Source organism: Ohtaekwangia sp., from assembly GCF_036568665.1.
Lineage (GTDB): Bacteria > Bacteroidota > Bacteroidia > Cytophagales > Cyclobacteriaceae > Ohtaekwangia.
Genome location: NZ_DATCSD010000449.1, coordinates 1 through 6,129, shown reverse-complemented (window position 1 = coordinate 6,129; position 6,129 = coordinate 1). Strand labels below are relative to the sequence as shown.

7 protein-coding genes are annotated in these 6,129 nt (G+C 40.1%); 6 read left to right on the top strand and 1 reads right to left on the bottom strand.

Annotation, left to right across the window (positions count from 1 at the left end):
- From VIN08_RS26620 to VIN08_RS26600, 5 genes are all read left to right on the top strand, one after another.
- Positions 1-874 (top strand): polysaccharide deacetylase family protein (locus VIN08_RS26620; RefSeq protein ID WP_331972286.1); only part of this gene is annotated, 874 nt, incomplete at its 5' end.
- A 15-nt stretch (positions 875-889) separates the two neighbouring features.
- On the top strand, positions 890-1,330 hold the full coding sequence (locus tag VIN08_RS26615; protein ID WP_331972289.1) for an ADP-ribosylglycohydrolase family protein: 441 nt from the start codon (positions 890-892) through the stop codon (positions 1,328-1,330).
- A gap of 42 nt (positions 1,331-1,372) precedes the next feature.
- Entirely contained in the window at positions 1,373-2,242 is an 870-nt protein-coding gene (locus tag VIN08_RS26610; protein ID WP_331972283.1) for a hypothetical protein, read from the top strand.
- Positions 2,243-2,299: 57 nt separating this feature from the next.
- The gene (locus VIN08_RS26605) at positions 2,300-3,019 is read left to right on the top strand and encodes a DUF4241 domain-containing protein (RefSeq protein WP_331972280.1); all 720 of its coding nucleotides are present in this window, start codon (positions 2,300-2,302) and stop codon (positions 3,017-3,019) included.
- Positions 3,020-3,022: 3 nt separating this feature from the next.
- Positions 3,023-3,484, top strand: a complete 462-nt coding sequence (locus tag VIN08_RS26600; protein ID WP_331972277.1) for a DUF5412 family protein — start codon at positions 3,023-3,025, stop codon at positions 3,482-3,484.
- Between the two features lie 149 nt (positions 3,485-3,633).
- On the opposite strand, the gene VIN08_RS26595 is transcribed toward VIN08_RS26600, so the two are convergent.
- Positions 3,634-5,103: a hypothetical protein gene (locus VIN08_RS26595; RefSeq protein WP_331972274.1), complete on the bottom strand. Its 1,470-nt coding sequence runs from the start codon at positions 5,101-5,103 to the stop codon at positions 3,634-3,636.
- Between the two features lie 394 nt (positions 5,104-5,497).
- Here VIN08_RS26595 and VIN08_RS26590 point away from each other — a divergent pair.
- The coding region (locus tag VIN08_RS26590) for a formylglycine-generating enzyme family protein (protein ID WP_331972271.1) at positions 5,498-6,129 on the top strand (632 nt) is incomplete at its 3' end.

The window sequence follows — 6,129 nt, the reverse complement described above, 5'->3', positions numbered from 1 at the left end:
CATTACATTCTCCGTTCAGGCACAACCTGTTGTCAGCTTTACTTTTGATGATGGTGTGACCAACGATATGCCCGGATATACTTTCGAGCAATGGAACGGTATGTTATTAAATCATCTTGACAACGCAGGAGTAAAAGCAGTTTTCTTTGTTACCTCCAACAATAAAACCGATACAAAAGGAAAAGCGCTTCTCGCAAGCTGGAACGATCGTGGTCATAGCATAGGCAATCACACTGTATCGCATTTGAACTATGGCAGCAAGCATGTGACCTTTGAACAATTCAAGCATGAATTTCTGAGTAACGATTCGCTGATCCGAAAATATAGCAACTATATTCCGCTGTTTCGTTTTCCTTACCTGAAAGAAGGTGATACGAAGGAAAAAGTAGAATCATTTCGTGCGTTAATGAAAGAACATCATTACAACAATGGATATGTTACCATTGATGCTTCTGACTGGTATATTGACAGCCGATTGCGCAAGAAACTGCGCGAAAATCCCCAGGCGGATATAGCAGGATTCCGAAAATTCTACCTCGAACATCTTTATGAGCGCGCGGTATATTACGAGAATCTTTCCTATACAATCACCGGTCGGCACATCAAACATACTTTATTATTGCACCACAATCTTGCAGCGGCGTTGTTCGCAGGCGATCTCATTACCATGTTCAAGGAAAAGGGCTGGACGGTTGTTAATGCGAAAGATGCGTTTAACGATCCTATATTTAAAAAGCAGCCTTCCAATATACCGGCAGGAGAAAGTCTCATCTGGGCATTGGCAAAAGAATCAGGAAAATATGAAGGTATATTGCGATACCCCGCTGAAGACAGCATCTATGAAGAAGAAAAAATGAATGCTTTAGGGCTATAACATGTTCGCTCAGTTATAACCTGCTTCTATTATCTTGAATTTGCGCGACTACTATTACTCGACAATAACAAGTTTGAAGTATATATATCACTTCAGTTGATCATTACAGATTATTTAAATTCATTTGGTATTAATACGAAGGAGATCGGTTTATTCGACCGGTTGCTGAAAGGAAATATTGCTGAGTTACCGGAAGCAAAAATATTCAGCCGTGGTTATGTATTGCATACACTCGAAGCCAGCATCTGGTGTTTATTAACCACCAATAATTATCAAGAGGCGATTTTGAAAGCTGTAAACCTGGGAAACGATACTGACACAACGGGGGCTGTAACTGGCGGTCTTGCCGGATTGCTTTATGGTATCGACAGCATTCCTTCTACATGGATAAATATGCTTGCCCGGAAGAATGATATTGAAGATCTCGCAAAACGAATGGCGGCAAAACTGGCATAACCATTTTTCCGTTGTGTATATTTGGTAAGTCACAACGGTGTTATGCGTTACTCAAAACCTTCTTTTATACTTTGTATACTTATGAGTGCGGTGGGTTGTTCATCCGTGCAGCAGAATACTACGGAGTATACATTCGAGCAGCGCACGTTTGTAGTAGATACTTCCTTTGTGGCACATGCCTCCATCAACAATACATGCCCCTGCAAAACAACATTTACCGATCTTTCGAAGCTGGGGCATCTTCAACCGGTTACACTGGAAGATATGGCTGCCGGAAAATATTGTCATAGTACGGATGCCGAACATCGCCTGGGCGATGCCTATACACTGTCGAAGGTAAAAGGTGTTATTTACGAGATCGAAGAAAACTCGGAGTATGTAGCGAAGATACACCTCACGAAAGATTTTGAAGGCAAGCTTCCCAACGGCCAGTATATATCGATGAAAAATCTGACGCTGAAAGATGCTAAACGAGTATATCCCGGGCTGGAATATGGCTCACGCGATTGCTCTGATTACTGGAACTATAATAATGACACAGTAAATTTTTACTTTAAAGTAGACAGACGCATCAGGCGTTATCCGATTGATGAAGCGCATTATCTGAACAGTTCTATAGAAGGCATTGACATTGTTTTATGGTGCTATAAAATATATGTAACTACCCAGGAGAAAGAGGTGTGGTACGAGCGTCCGCCTTATGCACCCTTTTCAGACAATCACATGAATATTTATGTATGGAAACGTAGAAGAGATTTTCGCTCCAAGCTGCGTGAGATTGTAACGCTGGGCACGCAGAGTAATTATGATATTATCAAACTCGGACGCTGGAAAGAATATTTACCGGATCATGAACTGATGATTGAAGAAATCTATAACAGCCGCGGAGACATGACAAAGAAAGTGAAATAACCTACCGGCATACATTCTCTCTTTATACATAAAACTACTATACTATATTTTTATTCAATGGCTTCGCACACACAGAAATATGAGGTAACGCAACAGGTTAATGGAGAAGAAGTAAAGATTGATTTCACCGATTTTCGGGATTTGCGAAACAACAAACAATACTATGAGTTTTGTATTGGGGAAATCCTTATAATATCGGGTAAATTAATTATTACCGATCCGTTTTTATTATACAATCCGCATCCCTTGGAAAAATTGGTAGATAACGGTAAGTACAAGGTATATCTATACTTTATTGATTGCAGTATGGGCTACAGGATTGCGTATGCGATGATCGATTTTGACACTAAAGTTCCTGACACGTGGGAATGCGCCCTGGTAAATGAGAGTTTGCTCGATGAGCAGGAGAAAGTCGTAAACGGATTGTTCCCGGTAGATGCTGGTCTATTGTCATTCTCTGATTTTCATTCCTTTGAAAGGTATTATGATTTTGTCAGAAGTTTTACGGACGAGAATCCTGACAAGAATATATATGACAATCACTTTGCCAATGAGTTTTCCAAAAACGGAAATATACCGGCAGGTGCCTATAAAGAAGGCGACTGGATTAACTATATACTAAATCCTTCGGAGCAAAATATAATTATGTTCACCTCTGGCCTGGGAGACGGACTGTATCCTGCTTATTGGGGACTCAATAGTTCGGGCAAGGCCAGCAAACTGGTAGTTGATCTATTAGTTCTCGCGCGACTGAGTAAAATGAAAAATAAGGAATAAACTATGGCCCGAAAAATCTTTTACGGATTATTAATTATCATCGCTATACTCGGCACGCTATATATCGCGGTTGGCATACTATACACCTATGGGACAGGCGATATGTGCGGAAATCAAATGGTTAAAGAACTCACTTCTCCCGATGGTAAATATAAAGCAGTGGTCTTTATACGCGACTGTGGCGCTACAACGGGTTTCTCAACACAGGTATCTATCCTCGACAACACAACCGCGCTCGACAACGATATGGCAGGAAATATTCTGGTGATGAGTGATCACGCAAGCGAAGGTCGCATGTTCGCAGAGGGTGGTGCCCGGGTAAATATAGCATGGATCAATAACAGAAAGCTCCGGATACAGTACGATCCGCGAACAGAAACCTACGAACAAAAAACTGAATGGAACGACACCGAGATTGTTTATGAAAAATATATACCCGAATCGTCCGCTCATTCGCAGGAATAATTATACATCGCCTGAATCTGAAGCTGTTGGTTTTTCAGGCACTAACTATATCAGAACTTCGCGGTGAGCGATGCAATGGAGTATTTCAAATCTCCAGTTATTACCGCACACCACGAAGTTTCATTTGTTACTGAACTATAGGTTAATGCTCAATGCAATAACGGTGTATGCTGAGTGCTCTGCATTCTGAATTGTTCTATTATCTCTTCTATTTTCTGTATATACTTTTTCAGGTAATCGGTCTCTTTATCGTTTTGCAATTTTTTACGAATGTCTTCTGCCAATTCATTTGAATTACTGTCTATAGTAACTGTAAGAATGTCGTAAATCCGGATCATCGCAACCTGTTGGTCATCTTCCGAAGGGCTTCTCATATACTCTATACAATATAATTCCAGTTTTACAGTATAACTGTAGTATTCATCGTGTAGTGCATTACAAAGAGTTATACATCTATCCTGGTATTTCTTTTTACCATACTGTTCATATTTATTGAGATTGTTGGCAATGGCAACTTTTCTCGTTTCGTCCATTTCCTGTGAAAACAATTTCTCCAGGTTCAATGTATACGGATGCAACCAGGAAACCTTATCATCTACTTCAAAGCGCTCAAGCAGTTCATCGCGTATAATGGAAGAGTTATTATTGGAAATAGATTTGAACGTACGCCTGATTGCATCTATAGCATTTTGTTTTTCCTGGTCATCGTATGCCTTAACATAGTCTATCAGAAATATCTCCATCTTTATAGCATAAGCCAAGCCATAGTCTTGCAGTCGTGAAATGGATTTTTCACACGCATCCAAACAGGCATCACGGTCCGATTTAACACCATACAGTTCATACTTATTGCTTAATGCTATCGCGGCATTGGCATACGTTTGAGGATATAGTTCAAAATCTTTTTCATACTTATTGAGCAGTTCAATCATTTTCCTATAGCGATCGATCCTGTAACGCTGAAAAAAATCTTCGCTCACGTGATAATAACACCGCATCAAAGTATCAATTAAGGCTACTATTCTTTCGTTGGATAAGGAAACGTTTTTCCGGGCAATAAACTCTTCAATATCATTAATCACATCTGTTTTCTGATACTGTTCCTCTGCAGCTTTCTTCGTTAATGCATCAGCCACGTTATTCCAGAGAAAACCCATCAGCGAGTTTATTTTTTCTTCAATTGCCGTTGATGCTTCACTCTTAAATAGCCGATGCTGCTCTTCGTAATTCTGTTGTGTTTTCAGAAGAGCCTCTATCTTCTTATCCTGTTCAGCAATTTTATTGGACTGCTCCGCTCCAACTTTTTTGATCGCTTCTTCAACGTCCGTTTTTATTTGCGTTTTAAAATATGCACCGATAAAAACTCCTACCAATCCAATTAAACCACCCAGAAATGCAATCCATTTATAGATGGAATTATATACCTGATCCGATATCTTGGTATCGATTATCTTTTCAAAATCCGCTATGGGAATACGGGTATAATTTTTCTCTGCTACCCAGTGTTCCAGCGTATCCACTCTTTTCGCCAGTGGATCAACCATAATGTTAGGTGTGCTTTGAGCTTCACCTCTCATTGGAAGCCAAAGCAAAAAGGCGATGAGGATTACCTTTTTCATGTAGTCTTTTCAGATATAGACCTTTCATCAAAGAATTTTATAATCTGCGTAAAGCGAACAGATTATATTGATGTATTTGAAATACGAATAGCAAAATCAAAAGACATCAATAGTTAAAGGCTTTTGTCAGACGGATTCCTATTACTGCAGAAAGTATGCAGTAAAAAGCACGGAGAAAGCGGTGTGCTAATAGATGGGCAATTCCAGTATGAATATATAAAAAAACAGCGAAGATCGCTTCCTTATTTTTGGTAGCTGAGTCATCGTTTTTTAACAGGCATGCGAAAGAATAAAAATAAACCATCCTGTGAGTGATCAAATCCGATTTACATATAAGTGTTGCATTCGCTCTTCTCATTGTCTATCTTCATCGCCCATTATAATGAATATTGCTTTGAAGAAGAACCACCTTGCATTTCGTTTTACACTTTTTGCTTCCTGCTTTTTACTTTCCGCTTCTCATCTGTCAGCGCAGAATTTTGAAACATACGAGCAAACTATTCCCGGCACATCGGTAACTTTTAAAATGGTTGCTATACCTGCCGGATCTTTTACGATTGGCAGCGCTCCTTCGGATAGCAGGAAAGAGCAGGATGAAACTCCACAGAAAAAAGTAGAACTATCTCCCTTCTGGATGGAAGAGCACGAAGTAACTTTTGCTGAGTGGGATGCCTTCTTTAAGAATATGGATATACCTCAAACCAAAGCTATAGCGGTAGATGCCGTATCGCGACCAACAGCACAATATATAGACCTTACGTGGGGCATGGGTCGCGATGCCAAGCAACCTGCCAATAGCATGAGTCAGCAGGCAGGCATTATGTATTGCAAATGGCTCTATGAACAGACGGGTATATTTTATCGTTTACCCACAGAGGCTGAGTGGGAATATGCCTGTCGCGCAGGGAATAGTGCTGTTGTAAGCAACGATCCGAACAGCCTGCAGGAATATGGCTTCTTTAAAAATAACAGCGGCAGTAAATATCACAAGGTAATGCAACTGAAGCCGAACGCTTTCGGGCTATA